This window comes from Ramlibacter sp. bp-362 (assembly GCF_054956735.1).
Genome location: NZ_JBUDXE010000017.1, coordinates 1 through 18,817 on the forward strand (window position 1 = coordinate 1; position 18,817 = coordinate 18,817).

The 18,817-nt window shown below is 69.5% G+C and carries 17 protein-coding genes; 10 read left to right on the top strand and 7 right to left on the bottom strand.

The features are described from left to right. Window positions 1-117: 117 nt before the first annotated feature. Complete coding sequence (sbmA, locus tag ACY0MJ_RS19085; protein ID WP_462640124.1) at window positions 118-1,134, bottom strand: peptide antibiotic transporter SbmA; 1,017 nt, start codon at window positions 1,132-1,134, stop codon at window positions 118-120. A 243-nt stretch (window positions 1,135-1,377) separates the two neighbouring features. Between sbmA and ACY0MJ_RS19090 the strand changes: the two genes are divergently transcribed. Next, on the top strand, window positions 1,378-2,628 hold the full coding sequence (locus ACY0MJ_RS19090; RefSeq protein WP_462640125.1) for a hypothetical protein: 1,251 nt from the start codon (window positions 1,378-1,380) through the stop codon (window positions 2,626-2,628). Between the two features lie 58 nt (window positions 2,629-2,686). Here ACY0MJ_RS19090 and acnB read toward each other — a convergent pair whose 3' ends face one another. From acnB to ACY0MJ_RS19110, 4 genes are read right to left on the bottom strand one after another with little or no spacing between them, the layout of a single operon-like run. Next, on the bottom strand, window positions 2,687-5,278 hold the full coding sequence (gene acnB / locus ACY0MJ_RS19095; protein ID WP_462640126.1) for a bifunctional aconitate hydratase 2/2-methylisocitrate dehydratase: 2,592 nt from the start codon (window positions 5,276-5,278) through the stop codon (window positions 2,687-2,689). Between the two features lie 22 nt (window positions 5,279-5,300). Then, complete coding sequence (locus ACY0MJ_RS19100) at window positions 5,301-5,825, bottom strand: hypothetical protein (protein WP_462640127.1); 525 nt, start codon at window positions 5,823-5,825, stop codon at window positions 5,301-5,303. A 20-nt stretch (window positions 5,826-5,845) separates the two neighbouring features. Then, window positions 5,846-6,829 (bottom strand): HpcH/HpaI aldolase/citrate lyase family protein, encoded by a 984-nt coding sequence (locus ACY0MJ_RS19105; protein WP_462640128.1) that lies wholly within the window; start codon window positions 6,827-6,829, stop codon window positions 5,846-5,848. Window positions 6,830-6,833: 4 nt separating this feature from the next. After that, a complete protein-coding gene (locus tag ACY0MJ_RS19110; protein ID WP_462640129.1) occupies window positions 6,834-7,820 on the bottom strand; it encodes a malate dehydrogenase in 987 nt (328 codons plus the stop codon). 167 nt (window positions 7,821-7,987) lie between these two features. Between ACY0MJ_RS19110 and ACY0MJ_RS19115 the strand changes: the two genes are divergently transcribed. The 7 genes from ACY0MJ_RS19115 to gltA all read left to right on the top strand — a co-directional run bounded on the left by ACY0MJ_RS19115 (window position 7,988) and on the right by gltA (window position 13,880). Next, window positions 7,988-8,758, top strand: coding sequence for a GntR family transcriptional regulator (locus tag ACY0MJ_RS19115; RefSeq protein WP_462640130.1), 771 nt, complete (start codon window positions 7,988-7,990; stop codon window positions 8,756-8,758). Between the two features lie 113 nt (window positions 8,759-8,871). Next, window positions 8,872-9,300 (top strand): succinate dehydrogenase, cytochrome b556 subunit, encoded by a 429-nt coding sequence (sdhC, locus tag ACY0MJ_RS19120; RefSeq protein WP_462640131.1) that lies wholly within the window; start codon window positions 8,872-8,874, stop codon window positions 9,298-9,300. A 17-nt stretch (window positions 9,301-9,317) separates the two neighbouring features. Continuing rightward, entirely contained in the window at window positions 9,318-9,683 is a 366-nt protein-coding gene (gene sdhD / locus ACY0MJ_RS19125) for a succinate dehydrogenase, hydrophobic membrane anchor protein (protein WP_462640132.1), read from the top strand. Window positions 9,684-9,688: 5 nt separating this feature from the next. Beyond that, complete coding sequence (gene sdhA / locus ACY0MJ_RS19130; protein WP_462640133.1) at window positions 9,689-11,497, top strand: succinate dehydrogenase flavoprotein subunit; 1,809 nt, start codon at window positions 9,689-9,691, stop codon at window positions 11,495-11,497. Between the two features lie 54 nt (window positions 11,498-11,551). Next, window positions 11,552-12,256, top strand: a complete 705-nt coding sequence (locus ACY0MJ_RS19135) for a succinate dehydrogenase iron-sulfur subunit (RefSeq protein WP_462640134.1) — start codon at window positions 11,552-11,554, stop codon at window positions 12,254-12,256. 15 nt (window positions 12,257-12,271) lie between these two features. Continuing rightward, window positions 12,272-12,550 carry an FAD assembly factor SdhE gene (locus ACY0MJ_RS19140; protein ID WP_462640135.1) on the top strand — a complete coding sequence of 93 codons (279 nt, stop codon included), beginning with the start codon at window positions 12,272-12,274 and terminating at the stop codon, window positions 12,548-12,550. A 19-nt stretch (window positions 12,551-12,569) separates the two neighbouring features. Then, window positions 12,570-13,880: a citrate synthase gene (gene gltA, locus ACY0MJ_RS19145; RefSeq protein WP_462640136.1), complete on the top strand. Its 1,311-nt coding sequence runs from the start codon at window positions 12,570-12,572 to the stop codon at window positions 13,878-13,880. A gap of 55 nt (window positions 13,881-13,935) precedes the next feature. Here the strand turns inward: gltA and ACY0MJ_RS19150 are convergent, their stop codons facing one another. Continuing rightward, window positions 13,936-14,433, bottom strand: coding sequence for a BON domain-containing protein (locus tag ACY0MJ_RS19150; RefSeq protein ID WP_462640137.1), 498 nt, complete (start codon window positions 14,431-14,433; stop codon window positions 13,936-13,938). A 73-nt stretch (window positions 14,434-14,506) separates the two neighbouring features. Between ACY0MJ_RS19150 and ACY0MJ_RS19155 the strand changes: the two genes are divergently transcribed. Then, complete coding sequence (locus tag ACY0MJ_RS19155; protein ID WP_462640138.1) at window positions 14,507-15,598, top strand: CgeB family protein; 1,092 nt, start codon at window positions 14,507-14,509, stop codon at window positions 15,596-15,598. A gap of 52 nt (window positions 15,599-15,650) precedes the next feature. Continuing rightward, complete coding sequence (locus tag ACY0MJ_RS19160) at window positions 15,651-17,294, top strand: TIGR04290 family methyltransferase (protein WP_462640139.1); 1,644 nt, start codon at window positions 15,651-15,653, stop codon at window positions 17,292-17,294. A 36-nt stretch (window positions 17,295-17,330) separates the two neighbouring features. Here the strand turns inward: ACY0MJ_RS19160 and ACY0MJ_RS19165 are convergent, their stop codons facing one another. Next, window positions 17,331-18,710 carry a phosphomannomutase/phosphoglucomutase gene (locus ACY0MJ_RS19165; RefSeq protein WP_462640140.1) on the bottom strand — a complete coding sequence of 460 codons (1,380 nt, stop codon included), beginning with the start codon at window positions 18,708-18,710 and terminating at the stop codon, window positions 17,331-17,333. Window positions 18,711-18,817 lie beyond the last annotated feature (107 nt).

The following is an 18,817-nucleotide window of genomic DNA, read 5'->3' on the forward strand; positions in this document are numbered from 1 at the left end:
TTGTTATGTCTTTTTCTCCCGCTTTTCTCTTCTCCCCCTCCCCCCCCCCCCCCCCCCCCCCCCCCTCCCCCCCTCCCCCCCCCCCCCCCCCCCCCCCCCCCCCCCCCCAGCTCCCCATCACGGATTCAACGGCACCAACCCGTCATCCGGCGGCGCGACGTCCGGGTCGTGGATGCGGCTTTCGAAGGCGCGCAGGCGCTTGTAGACCGAGATCAGTTCGACGATCGTGCTCCAGCTGAGCACCAGGTACTGGAACGACTCCGTCACCTTGTCGAACGCGCGCGAGATCTGCTGCATCACGCCCAGCGTGATCACGCCCGCGGCGACCGTGGGCCCGATGGCGATCAGCGGCACCAGCACGCTCACCTGCAGGTAGGACCACTTCACCACGTCGAAGTACAGGTAGTGGAAGAACAGCCGGAAGTAGTTGAAGCGCACGTGCTGGAACAGCGTGGCCGCCACCGGCGGCGCGGCCCGCGAGGGATCGTCCTCGCCGTACACCAGCTCCTTGCGGTAGGCCGCCTCCACCCGCTGGTTCTGGAACTCCAGCCCCGGCAGCAGGATCCCGGTGAACGCCAGCAGCACGGTCCCGAAGAAGGCCCAGCCGATGGAGACCCAGACCAGCGAATGCGGGATCGCCCCCAGGATGGGGATCTGCGTCACCTTGTCCGAAAGCACCCACAGGATCGGCAGGAACGCGGCGAGCGTCATCAGGCTGCGCATCAGCTCGACGCCCAGGCCTTCCATGATGCGGGCGAATCGCATCGTGTCCTCCTGCACCCGCTGCGCCGCGCCCTCCACCAGCCGCAGCTTCTGCCAGTGCTTCATGTAGTAGTCGTTCATCGCCTGGCGCCAGCGGAAGATGTAGTGCTTGATGAAGAAGTCCAGCACCACCGCCACGGTGATGTAGATCATCGCGATCGACAGGAAGGTGGAGAGCTGCTGCCAGTACTGCGCCAGGGTGATGCTGCCGGGCTTGCTCAGGGCGTTCTGGACCAGGTCGTAGAAGGTGCCGAACCATTCGTTGATCTGCACATCCAGTTGCACGCGGTACCACGTGGCCAGCAGGATCAGGGCGGTGCCGAGCAGCGACCAGGGCAGCCAGCGGCGGGACAGGAAGAAGGAACGGAACATGCGTGACCTCGGGTTTCGGCTGTGCGCGATGCTAACGGCTCGCCGCCCGCGCCGGGGGGCGCTCTCCTATCGATAGCTGAAGAGCCAGCGTGCGTGCGCCTGAGCCGCGCGACCCTTGTCATCGTTTGGCTGGCCTCGCGCATCAGCGGGAACGCACAAGCCGGCGGGAGCGGCACCGACGGGTTACCAGGCGACGCATCCGCAACATGGCGTGACTTCACGTTCAGTTTCAGGAGTCTTGGAATGACATCGAAAGTCGGAAAGATCAGGATGTCGCTGCTGGCGACAGCCCTGGTGAGTGCCCTCGGCCTGGCCGTGGCGCAAGGCGCCGGTGGTGGCGCGGGCGGCGGTGCTGGGGCAGGTGCCGGTGCCGGTGCGGGCGCCGGCGGCGGCGCAGGCGTCGGCGGTGGTGCTGGCGGCGGCGCAGGCGTCGGCGGTGGTGCTGGCGGCGGTGCTGGTGTCGGCGGCGGTGCCGGCGGCGGTGCCGGTGTCGGCGGCGGTGCCGGTGTTGGCGGTGGTGCCGGCGGCGGTGCCGGTGTCGGCGGCGGTGCCGGCGGCGGCGCCGGTGTCGGCGGTGGTGCCGGCGGCGGCGCAGGCGCCGGTGGCGGTGCAGGCGTCGGCGGTGGTGGCGGTGCGGGCGTCGGCGGCGGTGCCGGTGGCGCTGGTGCCGGCGCTGGCGGCGGAGCTGCGGGCGGCGCAGGCGTCGGTGGCGGTGTCGGTGCCGGCGGTGATGGCGGCGGCGTCGGCGCGGGCGTCGGTGGCGGCGTGGGCGTGGGCGCCGGAGGCGGCGTCGGCGTGGGCAGCGCGAACGGCGGCGGCCCCGGCGGCGCGCCGGCCGGCAATGCCGGTGGCAATGGCGGAGCCAACGTGGGCACCGGCAACAACGGCAACGGCGTCGGCAACACCGGCCTCGGCAACCAGGGCAACGGCCCGAACGCGACGACCGTCGGCAACGCCTGCTGCGGCAACCCCGGTGACAACGGCATCGGCGCGGGCGGCACGGTCGGAGGCGGTGGCACGGTGGGCGCCGTCGGTGACGTGGGCGACGTCGGCACGGTCGGCGGCGGTGCGACCGTGGGTGGCGGCGCCACCGTCGGTGGCGCGAGCGTCGCGGCTCCGGGCGTGACCGGACCGGTCGCCGGCCCCGGCATCGCTCCGCCCGTCGCGGTCGTCCCGGCACCCGCGGTGGTCGAACGCGGCGCCCCCGTGGCGGTGGTTCCCGCGCCCGCGGTGGTCGAACGCGGCGCCTCCGTCGCGCCGCCCGTGGCGGTCGTTCCCGCGCCGGCGGTGGTCGAGCGCGGAGCGAGCCCCGGCACGACGACGCTCGGCGCCTCCTCGAACCTGCTCGGATCCAGCTTGGGCAGCGAAGCCCCGGGCGGATCGAGCACGATGGGCAGCGGGCCCGCCACCAGCGGCACGCAGTCCAGCACGATGGGCGCGGGTCCCGGCGGCCACGCCACCGCGCACAAGCGCGCGAAGGCCGACCGCAACTGAGCGCGGCCCCAACGAAGAAGCGGCCCTCGCGGGCCGCTTCTTCATGGAGCCGTGAAGCTCAGACGCTCACTTCCTTCGCCGTCTCCGCGTACTCCTCGATCTGGTCGAAGTTCATGTACCGGTAGACCTTGTCGCCCTGGCCGTTGATCACGCCCATGTCGGCGTGGTACTCGGCGACCGTGGGGATGCGACCCAGCTTGGAGGCGATCGCGGCGAGTTCCGCCGAGGCCAGGAACACGTTGGTGTTCTTGCCCAGGCGGTTCGGGAAGTTGCGCGTGGAGGTCGACACCACCGTCGCGCCTTCCTTCACCTGCGCCTGGTTGCCCATGCACAGCGAGCAGCCGGGCATCTCGGTGCGCGCGCCAGCGCCGCCGAAGTTGGCGTAGTGGCCTTCCTTCGTCAGCTGCTCGGCGTCCATCTTGGTCGGCGGCGCCACCCACAGCTTCACCGGGATGTCGCGCTTGCCTTCCAGCAGCGTCGAGGCCGCGCGGAAGTGGCCGATGTTGGTCATGCACGAGCCGATGAAGGCCTCGTCGATCTTCGTGTTCTGCACGGCCGACAGCGGCTTCACGTCGTCCGGGTCGTTCGGGCAGCACAGCAGCGGCTCGGTGATCGTGTCCATGTCGATCTCGATCACGGCCGCGTACTCGGCGTCCTTGTCGGCCGCCAGCAGGTCCGGCTTGGCGAGCCACGCTTCCACCGCCTGGATGCGGCGCTCCAGCGAGCGCTTGTCCTGGTAGCCCTGCGCGATCATGTTCTTCATCAGGACCACGTTGGACTGCAGGTACTCGGTGATCGGCTCCTTGTTCAGCTTCACCGTGCAGCCGGCGGCGGAACGCTCGGCCGACGCGTCGGTCAGCTCGAAGGCCTGTTCCACCTTCAGGTCCGGCAGGCCCTCGATCTCGAGGATGCGGCCGGAGAAGATGTTCTTCTTGCCCTGCTTGGCCACCGTCAGCAGGCCCTGCTGGATCGCGAAATAGGGAATGGCGTGCACGAGGTCGCGCAGCGTGATCCCGGGCTGCATCTTGCCCTTGAAGCGCACCAGCACCGACTCGGGCATGTCCAGCGGCATGACGCCGGTGGCGGCCGCGAAGGCGACCAGGCCGGAGCCGGCCGGGAAGCTGATGCCGATCGGGAAGCGCGTGTGGCTGTCGCCGCCGGTGCCCACGGTGTCGGGCAGCAGCAGGCGGTTCAGCCAGCTGTGGATCACGCCGTCACCGGGGCGCAGCGCGACGCCGCCGCGGTTGCTGATGAAGGCGGGCAGCTCGCGGTGGGTCTTCACGTCCACGGGCTTGGGGTAGGCGGCCGTGTGGCAGAAGGACTGCATCACCATGTCGGCGCTGAAGCCGAGGCAGGCGAGGTCCTTCAGTTCGTCCCGCGTCATCGGGCCGGTGGTGTCCTGGCTGCCGACGGTGGTCATGCGCGGCTCGCAGTAGGTGCCGGGACGGATGCCCTTGCCTTCCGGCAGGCCGCAGGCGCGGCCCACCATCTTCTGCGCCAGCGTGTAGCCCTTTCCGGAATCCACCGGCGGCTTGGGCAGGCGGAAGGCGGTGGAGGCCGACAGGCCCAGGAACTCGCGCGCCTTGGCCGTGAGCGAGCGGCCGATGATCAGGTTGATGCGGCCGCCGGCGCGCACCTCGTCCAGCAGCACGTCGGACTTCAGCTGGAAGCGCTCGACGACCTTGCCGTCCTTCTCGATCGTGCCCTCGTAGGGATAGATGTCGATCACGTCGCCCATCTCGAGCTTCGAGACGTCCACCTCGATCGGCAGGGCGCCGGAGTCTTCCTGCGTGTTGAAGAAGATCGGGGCGATCTTGCCGCCCAGCGTCACGCCGCCGAAGCGCTTGTTCGGCACGTAGGGGATGTCCTGGCCGGTGGCCCAGATCACGCTGTTGGTGGCGGACTTGCGCGAGGAGCCGGTGCCCACGACGTCGCCGACGTAGGCGACCTGGTGGCCCTTGGCCTTGAGCTCCTCGATGAACTTCATGGGGCCGCGCTTGCCCTCTTCCTCCGGCTGGAAGGCGGCGCCCGGGCGGCTGTTCTTCAGCATGGCCAGGGTGTGCAGCGGGATGTCGGGGCGCGACCAGGCGTCGGGGGCCGGCGACAGGTCGTCGGTGTTGGTCTCGCCGGGCACCTTGAAGACGGTGACGGTGATCTGCTGCGGCACTTCCGGGCGGCTGGTGAACCACTCGGCGTCGGCCCAGGACTGCACCACTTCCTTCGCGTACGCGTTGCCGGCCTTGGCCTTGGCGGCGACGTCGTGGAAGTAGTCGAACATCAGCAGCGTCTTCTTCAGGCCGTCGGCGGCCACCTGCGCGACTTCCTTGTCGTCCAGCAGGTCGATCAGCGGCTTGACGTTGTAGCCGCCGACCATCGTGCCCAGCAGCTCGGTGGCGCGGGCGCGGGAAATCGCGGGAACGGGGAAGTCCCCATGTGCAACGGCCGAAAGGAAGCTCGCCTTCACCTTGGCCGCATCGTCCACGCCGGGCGGCACGCGGTTCGCGAGCAGGTCCAGCAGGAAGGCTTCTTCCTTGGCCGGGGCCGCCTTGATCAGCTCGATCACTTCGGCGGTCTGCTTCGCGGACAGCGGCAGCGGGGGGATGCCGAGCGCGGCGCGTTCGGCAACGTGTTCGACGTAGGCTTGCAACATGGGTTCTCCGTTCAATGGTCTGTCATTTGCCGCCCTCCAGCAGGTTCACGGGCTTCATGCTTTTCGCATAGGCCACCTGCTCGGGGCTCTGGCATTCGTCGGCAAGGCGCTTGCCTTCCTTCTGGCTCATCAGCATGGACTTGTTGGCCAGCTGCAGCCACAGGGCGCCGCGCGCCGGGTCTTCCAGGCGGATGGCGCCGGTGCGGCTTTCCTCGGGGTGCATCACGAACTTGTTGATGCCGCGCGAGACGAAGAAGAAGCCTTCGCGCTTCATCGGCCTGATGGTCACCTTCTGGCCCAGCTCGCACTGGATCTCGCCGGTGAACACGGTCCTGGCGATCGCCAGCTGCGCTTCCGACAGCTTGATGCTCGGGTCGGGCTCGGAGGTCGGCGTCGCCTCCTCGATGGCCTGGCGGCGCGTCGGCGCCGGCGACTTCTTCACCGACACCGACTTCTTCGCGGCGGCAGTCTTCGCGGTCGGCCCCTGCGCGAACGCGGGGGCGGCGGACAGCGAAGCGATCACAACGGCGGCAAACAGCTTCCTCATGACGTCTCTCCTCTCGGACCTCACTGGCGCGCGAACCATTCGCGCGCCTCTTCGGGGAGCTGCCTTCCGGTCCCATGTGCCCTCTCCAGCACCTGCCAGTAGTAGCGGTAGCTCGCCCTGTCCTCGAGTTTGCCGTCGAAGCTGATCGGCGCCCAGCTCGCGCGCTCCGCGGCGCGAAGGATTTGTGTCGCCTTGTGAATTTCGTTGGCGTGCGGAGCAAACACTTCCACGATGGACCTGATCTGGTCGGGGTGGATGCTCCACATGCGTGTGTAACCGAACTCGTTGGCTGCGCGCGACGCCGCGGCCCGGAAAGCCGCCTGGTCCCGGAACTCCGTCACCACCCCGTGCGAGGGGACCTTGCCATGGGCATGGCAGGCGGAGGAAATTTCCAGCTTGGCGCGCACCACCAGCGGGTGCGTGAACTGCCCCTGCAGGCTCATGCCCTGCGAGGGGATGGCGCCGCCATGGGCCGAGACGAAGTCCATCAGCCCGAAGCTGAGGGACTGCATGCGCGGGTGCGCGGCGATGTCGAAGGCCCGGTGCACGGCGGCCGGCGACTCGATGAGGCCCTGCAGCGGCAGGTCCTTCGCGCCCGCGGCGTCCAGCGCGCGGCTGGCGCGCTCGACGTCCGCGACCGATTCCACCTTGGGCAGCATGACGTGCACCAGGCGGTGGCCGGCCTGGCCGGCGATGGTCGCGACGTCTGCCTCGAAGGCCGGATGGTCCACCGGGTGCACGCGCACGGCGACGCGCGCGGCGGGGTGCGCCGCGAGCGCCAGCTCGGTGACGAGCGCGGCGTGATCCGCCTCCCCGCCCACCGGGGCGCCGTCCTCGCAGTCCAGCGTGACATCGAACACGGTCGCGCCGAACTCCTGCGCCATCTCCTGCTGGAGGGCCAGGCTCTTGCGCATGCGCGCCTCCACGCCGCTGTAGTGGTCGCACACCGGCAGCATGCCGGTGCGCGCCTGGGCGCCGAGGAGGATGTCCCGCGGGTGGCTCATGCCCTTACAGCAGGTGCGCGACGCCGGCCTGCTCTTCCTTCAGCTCGTTGAGCGTCAGGGCTATGCGCTCCTGCGAGAACGCGTCGATGGGAAGGCCCTCGACCAGCTTGTACTCGCCGTTCTCGGTGGTGACCGGGAAGCCGAAGATGATGTCCTTGGGGATGCCGTACTGGCCGTCCGACGGGATGCCCATCGTGACCCACTTGCCGTTGGAGCCCAGGGCCCAGTCGCGCATGTGGTCGATGGCGGCGTTGGCCGCGGAAGCGGCGGACGACAGGCCGCGCGCCTCGATGATGGCGGCGCCGCGCTTGCCCACCGTCGGCAGGAACACGTTCTTGTTCCACTCCTGGTCGTCGATCAGGTCCTTGACGGACTTGCCGTTGACGGTGGCGAAGCGGTAGTCGGCGTACATGGTGGGCGAGTGGTTGCCCCACACCGTCAGCTTCTCGATGTCGGCGACCTGGGTGCCGGTCTTGGCGGCGATCTGCGACAGCGCGCGGTTGTGGTCCAGGCGGAGCATGGCCGTGAAGTTCTTGCGCGGCAGGCTGGGTGCGCTCTTCATCGCGATGTAGGCGTTGGTGTTGGCCGGGTTGCCGACCACCAGCACCTTGACGTTGCGCGAGGCCACCTTGTCCAGGGCCTTGCCCTGGGCGGTGAAGATCTGGGCGTTGGCCGACAGCAGGTCCTTGCGCTCCATGCCGGGGCCGCGCGGGCGGGCGCCGACCAGCAGGGCGTAGTCCACGTCCTTGAAGGCGGTCATCGGGTCGCCGTGCGCTTCCATGCCGGCCAGCAGCGGGAAGGCGCAGTCCTCCAGCTCCATCATCACGCCCTTGAGCGCCTTCTGGGCCTTCTCGTCGGGGATCTCCAGCAGCTGCAGGATCACGGGCTGGTCCTTGCCCAGCATCTCGCCGGAGGCGATGCGGAACAGCAGGGCGTAACCGATCTGGCCGGCGGCGCCGGTGACGGCAACGCGGACGGGCTTCTTGCTCATGGGAATCTCCGAAGGAAGTGGAATGCGGATGCGGGCTTCGGCATGGGGCGCGGAGGGGATTCGCAGCCCGCGCCGGCCGGCGGGGGACAGCCCGCAAGTGTAGCCGGGGAAACCCGCAGGGTCAATTTGTCTTATGTCTTATATAAGATATGATTGGGGGCGTTCCGATGGCGATCCCCCACCCTTCCAACGACAGCCCGGCCGCCGACGCCCTCGCGGGCACGCCGGCCTTCAGCCCGCTGTACCAGCAGATCAAGGCGCTGATCCTGCAAAGCCTGCAGGCGGGCGAGTGGAAGCCCGGCGAGGCGATCCCCAGCGAGATGGACCTCGCCGCGCGCTTCCGCGTGAGCCAGGGCACGGTGCGCAAGGCGATCGACGAACTCGCGGCCGAGAACCTCGTCGTGCGCCGCCAGGGCAAGGGCACCTTCGTCGCCACCCATGCCGAGCAGCAGGTGCGCTACCGGTTCCTCCGCCTCGTCCCCGACAGCGGCGACGAGGGCCCGGCCCAGCGCAACATCGTCGACTGCCGCCGCGTGCGCGCCTCGGCCGAGGTGGCGCGCGCGCTCGCGCTGCGCACCGGCGACGCCGTCGTGCAGGTGCGGCGCGTGCTCTCCTTCGCCGGCGTGCCGACGATCCTCGAGGAGATGTGGCTGCCCGGCACCACCTTCCGCGGCCTGACGGCGGAGCAGCTCGGCACGCACCAGGGCGCGACCTACGCGCTGTTCGAGCTCGAGTTCGGCGTGCGCATGGTGCGCGCCGAGGAGAAGATCCGCGCGGTCGCCGCCGATGCGCAGCAGGCCGCCGCGCTCGGCCTGCCCGCGGGCGCCCCGCTGCTGTCCGTGGAGCGCCTTTCCTTCACCTACAACGACGTGCCGATGGAATTGCGGCGCGGCCTCTACCGCACCGACACGCACCACTACCGCAACGAGTTGAGCTGAAGCCGCAGCGCGGCGCCGAAGCGAATGCCTTCGTATCAGCTTGTTGCATTGGCCTAGAATTTAGGGTTGACCCTGAGCCCACTCCCCGCATCCGCATCGAAAGAAACCACCGCATGACAGAGCTCGCCAGCAAGAAGCGGCCGGAATTCCGGAACATCAACGCATTCAAGGACCTCACCCGCTACCGATTGCCCGCACCCGGGCAGGTGTCGATCCTGCACCGCATCAGCGGCATCCTGATGTTCCTGCTGCTGCCGCTGATCCTGTGGGTGTTCGACCTGTCGGTGTCCTCCGAGATCTCGTCGGCGCGCCTGCGCGACGCGCTCGCCACCGGCGCCAGCGGCATCGTGCTGAAGCTGGTGCTGCTCGCGCTGATCTGGGCCTACCTGCACCACTTCATCGCCGGCGTGCGCCACGTGTGGATGGACGTGAGCCACCACGCCGTCACGCTGCCGCGCGGCCGGGCCTCGGCCATGTTCACGCTGTGGGCGGCCGTCGTGCTGACGGTCATCCTGGGCGCGAAGCTGTTCGGCCTGTACTGATCGAGGAGAACAAGAACATGGCAGTGAACTACGGATCCCGCCGCACCACCGTCGGTGCGCACTACGGCACGCGCGACTGGCTCGCCCAGCGCGTCACGGCCGTCCTCATGGCCCTCTTCACCCTGGTGGTGCTGGCGCAGGTGATCTTCTCGCGCGGCCCGCTGGACTACGACCGCTGGGCGGGCATCTTCCACCCGCAGTGGATGAAGATGCTGGCCTTCGCGACCATCGTCGGCCTCGCCTACCACGCGTGGGTGGGCATGCGCGACGTGCTGATGGACTACATCAAGCCGGTGGGCCTGCGCCTGGTGCTGCAGATCTTCGCGATCGTGTGGCTGGTGGGCTGCGCCGGCTGGGCCATCCAGGTCCTCTGGAGGGTGTGAACGATATGGCATACACAAGCAACAACATCACGACGCGCAAGTTCGACGTCGTCATCGTCGGCGCCGGCGGTTCCGGCATGCGCGCCGCCCTGCAGCTGTCGCTCGCCGGCCTGAACGTGGCCGTGCTGTCCAAGGTGTTCCCCACCCGCTCGCACACGGTGGCGGCGCAGGGCGGCATCGGCGCCTCGCTGGGCAACATGTCCGAGGACAACTGGCACTACCACTTCTACGACACCGTCAAGGGCGGCGACTGGCTCGGCGACCAGGACGCGATCGAGTACATGTGCCGCGAGGCGCCCCGCGTCGTGTACGAGCTCGAGCACTTCGGCATGCCGTTCGACCGCAACCCGGACGGCACGATCTACCAGCGCCCCTTCGGCGGCCACACGGCCAACTACGGCGAGAAGCCGGTGCAGCGCGCCTGCGCCGCCGCCGACCGCACGGGCCACGCCATGCTGCACACGCTGTACCAGCAGAACGTGAAGGCCCGCACCAGCTTCTTCGTGGAGTGGATGGCGCTGGACCTGATCCGCGACGCCGAGGGCGACGTGGTCGGCGTGACCGCGCTGGAGATGGAAACGGGCGACCTGCACGTGCTGCACGCCAAGACCGTGCTGCTGGCCACCGGCGGCGCCGGCCGCATCTTCGCGGCCTCCACCAACGCCTACATCAACACCGGCGACGGCCTGGGCATGGCGGCGCGCGCCGGCATCCCGCTCGAGGACATGGAGTTCTGGCAGTTCCACCCGACCGGCGTGGCCGGCGCGGGCGTGCTGCTGACCGAGGGCTGCCGCGGCGAGGGCGCCATCCTGTTGAACAGCAACGGCGAACGCTTCATGGAGCGCTACGCGCCCACGCTGAAGGACCTGGCGCCGCGCGACTTCGTCTCCCGCTCGATGGACCAGGAGATCAAGGAAGGCCGCGGCTGCGGGCCCAACAAGGACTACGTGCTGCTGAAGCTCGACCACCTGGGCGCCGAGACCATCCACAAGCGCCTGCCCTCGGTGTACGAGATCGGCGTGAACTTCGCCAACGTCGACATCACCCGCGAGCCGATCCCGGTCGTGCCCACCATCCACTACCAGATGGGCGGCATCCCGACCAACATCCACGGCCAGGTCGTGGTGCAGCGCGGCGGCGACGACAACGCCGTGGTGAACGGCCTGTACGCCGTGGGCGAATGCTCCTGCGTCAGCGTGCACGGCGCCAACCGCCTGGGCACCAACTCGCTGCTGGACCTGCTGGTGTTCGGCAAGGCGGCGGGCAACCACATCGTCGAGTTCGCGAGCTCCACGAAGGCGCACAAGCCGCTGCCGGCCGACGCGGCCGAGCGCACGCTGGAACGCCTGAACCGGCTCGAGAACAGCACGGGCGGCGAATACTCGCAGGCCGTGGCCAACGACCTGCGCGCCTCCATGCAGACGCACGCCGGCGTGTTCCGCACGCAGGCCCTGCTGGACGAGGGCGTGAAGCAGGTCGCCGCGCTGCGCGAGCGCGTGGAGGCGATCGGCCTGAAGGACAAGTCGATGGTCTTCAACACGGCCCGCGTGGAAGCGCTGGAAGTGGAGAACCTGATCGAGGCCGCGCAGGCCACCATCGTCTCGGCCGCCGCCCGCAAGGAATGCCGCGGCGCCCACACCGTGATGGACTACGAGCACCCCGCCGACGACCCGAACGCGCCGCTCGGCCGCGACGACGCCAACTGGCTGAAGCACTCGCTGTGGTACCGCGAGGGCAACCGCCTGGCCTACAAGCCGGTGAAGATGAAGCCGCTGACGGTGGAGAGCGTGCCGCCCAAGGTGCGGACCTTCTGATTAAGTAGTTCTGCGCACCGCCGCAGAGCCTAGATTCGAGGACACGGACAACCCATGCAAAAGCGCACATTCCACATCTACCGCTACGACCCGGACAAGGACGACCGTCCCTCCATGCAGACGGTGGAGATCGAGCTGGAAGGCAACGAGCGGATGCTGCTCGACGCCCTGATCAAGCTCAAGGCGCAGGACCCGACCATCGCCTTCCGCCGCTCCTGCCGCGAAGGCGTGTGCGGCTCCGACGCGATGAACATCAACGGCAAGAACGGGCTGGCCTGCCTGACCAACCTGCGCACGCTGAAGGACCCGATCGTGCTGAAGCCCCTGCCCGGGCTGCCGGTCGTGCGCGACCTGATCGTGGACATGACGCAGTTCTTCAAGCAGTACCACTCCGTCAAGCCCTACCTCGTCAACGACGAGATCCCGCCGGAGAAGGAGCGCCTGCAGTCGCCCGAGGAGCGCGACGAGCTCAACGGGCTGTACGAGTGCATCCTGTGCGCGAGCTGCTCGACGGCCTGCCCCAGCTTCTGGTGGAACCCCGACAAGTTCGTGGGCCCGGCCGGCCTGCTGCAGGCCTACCGCTTCCTGGCCGACAGCCGCGACCAGGCGACCAGCGAGCGCCTGGACAACCTGGAAGACCCGTACCGCCTGTTCCGCTGCCGCACCATCATGAACTGCACCGACGTCTGCCCCAAGGGGCTGAACCCGGCGATGGCGATCGGCAAGATCAAGGAATTGATGGTCCGCCGTTCGGTCTGACCGATTGGAGCGAGAATGGCCGAAGCGCTGCTGGACGAGCGGGGAATGAGCAAGCTGCGCTGGCGCTGCCGGCGCGGCCTGCTGGAGAACGACCTGCTGATCGAGCGGTTCTTCGACCGCCACGCCTACAGCCTGACGGTGCGCCAGGCCGAAGCGCTGGGAGCGCTGATGGACCTGGCCGACAACGACCTGCTGGACCTGCTGCTGCGGCGCAGGGAACCGGAAGGCCCGCTGGACCGGCCGGACGTGAGAGAAGTGCTGGGGATGCTGCGGCCCGCCCCGGAGATGCATTGAAACCGTGACAGGAAAACCCATGAAACTCGCTGACACCAAGGCCACGCTGTCGTTCAGCAACGGCAGCCCCAGCGTCGAGATGCCGGTCTACCACGGCTCCATCGGCCCGGACGTGATCGACATCCGCAAGCTGTATGCGCAGACCGGCATGTTCACGTACGACCCGGGCTTCATGTCCACGGCTTCGTGCCAGTCGACCATCACCTACATCGATGGCGACAAGGGCGAGCTGCTGTACCGCGGCTACCCGATCGAGCAGCTGGCCACCAGCTGCGACTACCTCGAGACCTGCTACCTGCTGCTGTACGGCGAGCTGCCCAACGCCGCGCAGAAGGAGAACTTCGTCGCCCGCGTGACCAACCACACGATGGTCAACGAGCAGATGCAGTTCTTCCTGCGCGGCTTCCGCCGCGACGCGCACCCGATGGCCGTGATGACGGGCCTGGTCGGCGCGCTGTCGGCCTTCTACCACGACAGCATCGACATCAACAATCCCGAGCACCGCGAGATCTCGGCGATCCGCCTGATCGCGAAGATGCCGACGCTGGTGGCCATGGCGTACAAGTACAGCATGGGCCAGCCCTACATGTACCCGCGCAATTCGCTGAGCTATACGTCGAACTTCATGCGCATGATGTTCGCCACGCCCTGCGACGACTACGAGCCCAACGACGTGCTGGTGCGGGCCATGGACCGCATCTTCATCCTGCACGCCGACCACGAGCAGAACGCCTCCACCTCCACGGTGCGCCTGTGCGGCTCCTCCGGCACCAACCCGTTCGCGGCGATCGCGGCCGGCGTGGCCTGCCTGTGGGGCCCCGCGCACGGCGGCGCCAACGAGGCGGCGCTGAACATGCTGGAAGACATCCAGAAGATGGGCGGCGTGGCCAAGATCGGCGAGTTCGTCGCCAAGGTCAAGGACAAGAACAGCGGCATCAAGCTGATGGGCTTCGGCCACCGCGTGTACAAGAACTACGACCCGCGCGCCAAGCTGATGCGCGAGACCTGCCACGAGGTGCTCGACACCCTCGGCCTGGGCAACGACCCGCTGTTCAAGCTGGCGATGGCGCTGGAGAAGGTGGCGCTCGAGGACGAGTACTTCGTCTCCCGCAAGCTCTACCCGAACGTCGACTTCTACTCGGGCATCGTGCAGCGCGCCATCGGCATCCCGGTGAGCCTGTTCACGGCGATCTTCGCCCTGGCCCGCACGGTCGGCTGGATCGCGCAGCTCAACGAGATGATCAGCGACCCCGAGTACAAGATCGGCCGTCCCCGCCAGCTGTACACCGGCGCCACCAAGCGCGACGTGCAGCCGATCGACAAGCGCTGAAACTTGTCATTGCGGCCTCGAGCCGCAATCCAGGGCCTGCCTCGGCGGGCCTTTTTCATTTCGCCCGCTCGTACTTCGGCGTCCCCCGCGTCCCCACCATCAGGTAGTTCACGACGCCCATGACGTCGTCCACCAGCTGCACCGACTTCTCCATCTGCTCGGCCTGCTCCTTCGTCTTCACGCAACCCATCAGCGTGACGATGCGCCGCTCGCCCAGCACCCACACGGACGTGTCGTCGAAGCGGCCGTCCATGCGGATGTACTGCTGCACGCGCGGGATGATCTCCTTGTCGTAGAGGTAGGAGTTGGGCAGCCGGCAGCGCCCGACGCGGTAGCAGCTGGTGCCGTGCTGCGCGCGCACGTGCGCTTCCTTGCGCACCTCCTCTTCCGTGAAGCCCGGCGGCCGCGGCGCCGGACAGCCGGGCAGCGCCGAGGTCACCTGCAGGAACGGGTCGCCGAAGGCGTTGCGGCGCTCCTGCGCGCCGCCCGCGGAGGCGAAGGCGAGCGCCAGCAAGGCGGACGCACGGACGAGGAAGCGCAGGCGGGGAGCCATGGCGCGCGAGCTTAACGCCGATGGCGCGCGGGCGGCCCCGCGCCCGGCGGCCCGGCGCTATATTGGCCCTCCCATGCGCCTGGCGATCTTCGGCCTGACGGTCAGCTCCTCCTGGGGCAACGGCCACGCGACACTGTGGCGCGGCCTGTGGCGGGCGCTGGCGCGGCGCGGCCACCACGTCACCTTCTTCGAGCGCGACGTCCCGTATTACGCGGACAACCGCGACCTGCACGAACTGCCGGGCGGCGAGCTGGTGCTGTACTCCGACTGGGCCGCCAACCTGCCGCGGGCACGGCGCGCCCTGCGCGATGCCGACGCGGCGATCGTCACCTCCTACTGCCCGGACGGCGTCGCGGCGACCGCGCTGCTGCTGGACGCGCCGACGCGGGCCGTGAAGGTGTTCTACGACATGGACACGCCCGTCACGCTGGAGCACGTGCGAGCCGGCCGCGAGGTGGCTTACCTGGGCCCCCGCGGCCTGCGCGACTTCGACCTCGTCCTCAGCTACACCGGCGGCGCGTCGCTCAGCGAGCTGCGCACGCTGCTCGGCGCGCGCGAGGTCGCCACGCTCTACGGCCACGTCGACCCCGACGTGCACCATGCGGTCGCGCCGGTGGACGACTACCGCTGCGCCCTCTCCTACCTGGGCACCTATGCGGCCGACCGGCAGGCCGCGGTGGAGGACCTGTTCCTGGAACCGGCGCGCCGGCGCCCGGACCTGCGCTTCGTCCTCGGCGGCGCGCAGTACCCGGCGGACTTCCCGTGGACGGCCAACATCCACTTCCTGCGGCACATGCCGCCGCCGCAGCACCCGGCCTTCTTCAGCTCCTCGCGCTGGACGCTCAGCGTCACGCGCCGGGCGATGGCGGAGAACGGCTGGTGCCCCTCGGGCCGGCTGTTCGAGGCGGCCGCCTGCGGCGCGGCCTTGATCAGCGACTGGTGGCCCGGCCTCGACAGCTTCATGGCGCCGGGGAGCGAACTGCTGGTGGCGCGCAGCGCCGCCGACGTGCTCGCGGCGCTGGAGATGGGCGACGCCGAACGCGACCGCATCGCCGCCGCCGGCCGCGAACGCGTCCTCGCGCAACACACCTCGGCGCAGCGCGCGCTGCAGCTCGAAAGCCTGCTGGAGGCCGCGCGGGCGCCCCAGCTGGCCCCGGCGAAATAGCACACACGACAGGGAGAACCGACGCATGTGGGGCATCATTCCAGCGGCCGGCATGGCCACGCGCATCCAGCCCCTGGGCTTTTCCAAGGAGCTGCTGCCGGTGGGCAGCAGCATGGTGGGCGACGTGGAACGGCCGCGCGCCGTCAGCGAGTTCCTGGTCGAGCGCATGCTCAAGGCCGGTGCCACGCGCATCTGCTTCGTGGTGGCGCCGGGCAAGTCGGACATCGTGCAGTACTACGGCTCCAGCGCCCGCTCGGCCGACCTCTGCTACGTCGTGCAACCCAAGGCGGGCGGCCTGTGCGACGCCGTCTTCCGCGCCTGCTCGCTGATCCGCCCCGACGAGAGCGTGCTGGTGGGCCTGCCCGACACGATCTGGTTCCCCGACGACGGCTTCGCCGCCCTGCCCGACGACGTGCTGTCCTTCCTGCTGTTCCCGGTGGAGCGGCCCGAGGCCTTCGATGCCGTGGTGACCGACGACGCCGGCAACGTGCAGGAAATCCAGGTGAAGCACCCGGACGCGCGCTCCAACTGGATCTGGGGCGCCTTCCGCATGCCGGGCCACGTGCTGCACGAGCTGGACGCGCTGTGGCGCGAGCGCGGCCGCCGCGACGAATACATCGGGACACTGGTCAACGCGTACATCCAGAAGGGCGGCCGGGCCGTCGGCGTGCGCCGCGGCGAGGCCTACGTCGACGTCGGCACCGTGCACGGCTACCGCGAGGCGCTGAACCTGCTGGGCAGCCGCGTGCGCAAGGAGGAAGCGGCCGGCCCGCGGCTCACGCAGATCTGCAGCAACGAGGGCACGCCGATGGGCGTGGACCCGGCAAGCGCCGCGCCGGCGTCCTCGCCCTGGTCGCCGGGCCGCGGGGAGGAAGGCGACGCGGCGCAGCACCCGGCGCGTGCCCGCGCGCTGCCGCGGGCCGCCGGCGAGCGCCGCAGCTTCACCCGCGCCGAGATCGAGGACGGCGTGCGCGCGCTCGGCAACTGGTTCCAGAACCTGGACCTGTTCGGCGTGCGCACGGCGCCGGCGCACTTCCTCGGCGACTTCCCCATGAACAAGTGGAAGCGCTTCTCGCACGTGCTGCCGGAGGACCTCACGGGCAAGTCGGTGCTGGACATCGGCTGCAACGCGGGCTTCTACTCCTTCGAGATGAAGCGGCGCGGCGCGAGCCGCGTGGTCGCGATCGACTTCGACGACTACTACCTGGACCAGGCGCGCTTCGCCGCGGAAGTGCTGGGCCACGACGACATCGACTTCCGCAAGATGTCGGTGTACGACGTCGGCGCGCTGGGCGAACGCTTCGACCTCGTGCTGTTCATGGGCCTGGTCTACCACCTGCGGCATCCGCTGCTGGCGCTGGACCTGATCCACGCCCACGTCGCGAAGGACCTGGTCGTCTACCAGTCGCTGCAGCGCGGCAGCCCGGGCGTGGAGCCGCTGCAGGGCGATTACGACTTCTGGGAGACCGAGGTCTTCGAGCGGCCCGGCTACCCGCGCCTGCACTTCGTGGAGAAGAAGTACTCGCACGACGAGACCAACTGGTGGATCCCCAACGCCGCCTGCAGCGCGGCGATGCTGCGCAGCAGCGGCTTCCAGATTCTCGCGCACCCGGAAGAGGAAGTGTTCCTGTGCAAGCGCGTGGAGCTGCCGCCGGGCCCGGACGGACCGCGCGCGGTCTACCCGACAAGGTCGTAGGGTGGCGGTGAGCGCAAGCGAACCCCACCGCCCGCCTCAGGCCTGCCCCGCCACCTCCGCGTCCGGCTTCACTTCCCGCACCAGCGCCAGCATCTCCCCCTCGATCCGCCGCAGCGCCTGCGGCGTGTCGCCCTCGAAGCGCAGCGTCAGCACCGGCGTCGTGTTCGACGCGCGCACCAGCCCGAAGCCGTCGTCCCAGTCGACGCGCAGGCCGTCGATCGTGCACACGCGCGCCTCGGGAAAGCGCGCCCGCTGCGCCAGCGCCGCCGCAAGGCGGTGCGCCTCGCCTTCGGCGCAGCGCACGTGCAGCTCCGGCGTGGAGCAGCTGGTGGGCAGCGCGTCGAGCACGGCGCTCGCGTCCGCGTGGCGCGACAGGATTTCCAGCAGGCGCGCGCCGGCGTAGGTGCCGTCGTCGAAGCCGTACCAGCGCTCGCCGAAGAACAGGTGGCCGCTCATCTCGCCGGCCAGGGGCGCGCCGAGCTCCTGCATGCGCGCCTTCAGCAGCACGTAGCCGCTGCGGTCCATCACGGGCCGGCCGCCGGCCGCCGCGATCGCCGGCGCGAGCCGCTGCGTGCTCTTGACGTCGAACACGATGGGCGCGCCGGGCACCCGCGCGAGCACGTCCTGCGCGAACAGGATCATCTGCCGGTCCGGCCAGATCACGTTGCCCGAGCGCGTGACCACGCCCAGGCGGTCGCCGTCGCCGTCGAGCGCGAGGCCCACTTCGGCCCCGGTGTCGCGCACCGCCGCGACCAGGTCGCGCAGGTTCTCGGGCTTGCCGGGGTCGGGGTGGTGGTGCGGAAAGGCGCCGTCGACCTCGCTGTACAGCTCCACCAGTTCGCAGCCCAGCGCGCGGAAGATCGCCGGCGCGTAGGCGCCGCCGACGCCGTTGCCGCAATCCAGCGCGATCTTCATGGGGCGGGCCAGGCGGACGTCGCCCGTGATGCGCTGCGCGTAGGCGGCCGCGATGGCGAGCGGCCGCACGGCGCCGGCGCCCGGCTCCAGCGTCCAGGCCTCGTCCTCGATCCGGCGCCGCAAAGCCTGCAGTTCCTCGCCATGGACGGTGCGGCCCGCCAGCACCAGCTTGAAGCCGTTGTCGTCGCGTGGGTTGTGGCTGGCGGTGACCTGGATGGCGCTGCGGCACACGGTGTGCGTCGCGTACCAGGTCATGGGCGTGGTGACCAGGCCGAGGTCCAGCACCTCGACACCGGTGGCGGCGAGCCCGCGGACCAGCGCGGCGGCGAGCGCCGGACTGCTGAGGCGCCCGTCGCGGCCGACCGCCACGCTGCGCTCGCCCTCGCCGCGCGCCAGGGTGCCGAAAGCGCGCCCGAGCGCCTCGGCCAGTGGCTCGTCCACCGTCGCGGGCACGGTGCCGCGGATGTCGTAGGCCTTGAAGACGCTGCGGCTGGGCTGCATGGGCCTCCCTGGAAAGGGCGCCGATTCTAGGCAAATCCCCCGCGCGGCAAGACCGTCATCGCCGATCGCGATGGCAGGAATGGGATATCTCAGGGAAAATCCAGGAT

Excerpts from the sequence above, each read along its gene's own strand:
- ACY0MJ_RS19135 (WP_462640134.1), top strand. The coding sequence starts at position 11,552 with ATGCAAAAGCGCACATTCCACATCTACCGCTACGACCCGGACAAGGAC.
- sdhA (WP_462640133.1), top strand. The coding sequence starts at position 9,689 with ATGGCATACACAAGCAACAACATCACGACGCGCAAGTTCGACGTCGTC.
- ACY0MJ_RS19160 (WP_462640139.1), top strand. The coding sequence starts at position 15,651 with ATGGCCACGCGCATCCAGCCCCTGGGCTTTTCCAAGGAGCTGCTGCCG.
- ACY0MJ_RS19105 (WP_462640128.1), bottom strand. The coding sequence starts at position 6,829 with ATGAGCCACCCGCGGGACATCCTCCTCGGCGCCCAGGCGCGCACCGGC.
- ACY0MJ_RS19110 (WP_462640129.1), bottom strand. The coding sequence starts at position 7,820 with ATGAGCAAGAAGCCCGTCCGCGTTGCCGTCACCGGCGCCGCCGGCCAG.
- ACY0MJ_RS19140 (WP_462640135.1), top strand. The coding sequence starts at position 12,272 with ATGGCCGAAGCGCTGCTGGACGAGCGGGGAATGAGCAAGCTGCGCTGG.
- ACY0MJ_RS19155 (WP_462640138.1), top strand. The coding sequence starts at position 14,507 with ATGCGCCTGGCGATCTTCGGCCTGACGGTCAGCTCCTCCTGGGGCAAC.
- ACY0MJ_RS19100 (WP_462640127.1), bottom strand. The coding sequence starts at position 5,825 with ATGAGGAAGCTGTTTGCCGCCGTTGTGATCGCTTCGCTGTCCGCCGCC.
- ACY0MJ_RS19115 (WP_462640130.1), top strand. The coding sequence starts at position 7,988 with ATGGCGATCCCCCACCCTTCCAACGACAGCCCGGCCGCCGACGCCCTC.
- sbmA (WP_462640124.1), bottom strand. The coding sequence starts at position 1,134 with ATGTTCCGTTCCTTCTTCCTGTCCCGCCGCTGGCTGCCCTGGTCGCTG.
- sdhD (WP_462640132.1), top strand. The coding sequence starts at position 9,318 with ATGGCAGTGAACTACGGATCCCGCCGCACCACCGTCGGTGCGCACTAC.
- acnB (WP_462640126.1), bottom strand. The coding sequence starts at position 5,278 with ATGTTGCAAGCCTACGTCGAACACGTTGCCGAACGCGCCGCGCTCGGC.
- sdhC (WP_462640131.1), top strand. The coding sequence starts at position 8,872 with ATGACAGAGCTCGCCAGCAAGAAGCGGCCGGAATTCCGGAACATCAAC.
- gltA (WP_462640136.1), top strand. The coding sequence starts at position 12,570 with ATGAAACTCGCTGACACCAAGGCCACGCTGTCGTTCAGCAACGGCAGC.
- ACY0MJ_RS19165 (WP_462640140.1), bottom strand. The coding sequence starts at position 18,710 with ATGCAGCCCAGCCGCAGCGTCTTCAAGGCCTACGACATCCGCGGCACC.
- ACY0MJ_RS19090 (WP_462640125.1), top strand. The coding sequence starts at position 1,378 with ATGACATCGAAAGTCGGAAAGATCAGGATGTCGCTGCTGGCGACAGCC.
- ACY0MJ_RS19150 (WP_462640137.1), bottom strand. The coding sequence starts at position 14,433 with ATGGCTCCCCGCCTGCGCTTCCTCGTCCGTGCGTCCGCCTTGCTGGCG.